The sequence below is a fragment of the Streptomyces sp. SID5910 genome (assembly GCF_009862125.1).
Taxonomy (GTDB): domain Bacteria; phylum Actinomycetota; class Actinomycetes; order Streptomycetales; family Streptomycetaceae; genus Streptomyces.
This window is the reverse complement of the sequence record NZ_WWHX01000105.1, coordinates 1-814: the sequence shown is the minus strand read 5'-3', so window position 1 is coordinate 814 and position 814 is coordinate 1. Positions and strand designations below refer to the sequence as shown.

At 71.9% G+C, this 814-nt stretch carries 1 protein-coding gene; it reads left to right on the top strand.

Going from position 1 to position 814, the window contains the following annotated elements; all coding sequences use genetic code 11:
* Window positions 1-73: 73 nt before the first annotated feature.
* Window positions 74-814, top strand: a 741-nt coding sequence (locus GTW67_RS03785) for an SRPBCC family protein (RefSeq protein WP_161163366.1), incomplete at its 3' end; no start/stop codon positions are given.

Here is an 814-nt window from a genome sequence, read left to right as displayed (position 1 = left end):
TGAAGACGGCCGCCAAGAAGGCCGCCGCGAAGAAGGCCGTACCGTCCGGACGCCCGCGGGGAGGTGGCCGCGGATGAGCCCCAGCGGAAAGGGGGGCGGCGGGTCGTCCCCCCTGAGCGACGTCAAGGACGCTCTCGGCGGCTACCTCTCCGCCGCCGGGCACAGCGTCGTGGGCAAGGCCGGTGAGCGCATCGGAGGCCTGACCGACCGCCTCACCGGCTCCGCGAACGGCGGCTCGAACGGCGACTCGGACGGCGGCGACGACTCGGACGGGGGCGGCTCCGGAAAGGGCGGAAAGGGAGGGGGCGGGTCCCGCGGCAGCGTCAAGGCGACGAACATCGTGGAGACCGTCGACATCGGCGTCCCCCTGCGCACCGTCTACGACCAGTGGACCCAGATCCAGGACTTCAGCTCCTTCACCAAGGGCGTGCGCAGCGTCAGCCCCTCCGACGAGGTCACCTCCGACTGGAACGTCAAGGTGGGTCCCTCCAGCCGCAGTTGGAAGGCGACCGTGCAGGAGCAGGTCCCCGACGAGCGGATCGTCTGGACCTCCGAGGGGGCCAAGGGCAGCACCCGCGGTGTGGTCAGCTTCCACGAGCTGGCGCCCCGGCTGACCCGCGTCGTCGTGGTCGTCGAGTACTACCCGGCGGGCTTCTTCGAGAAGACCGGCAACCTCTGGCGCGCCCAGGGGCGCCGGCTGCGGCTGGACCTGAAGCACTTCGCGCGGCACGTGACCCTCGTGGACGCCGAGGAGGTGGAGGGCTGGCGCGGTGAGATCCGCGACGGCGAGGTCGTCCGCAGCCACGAGGACGCG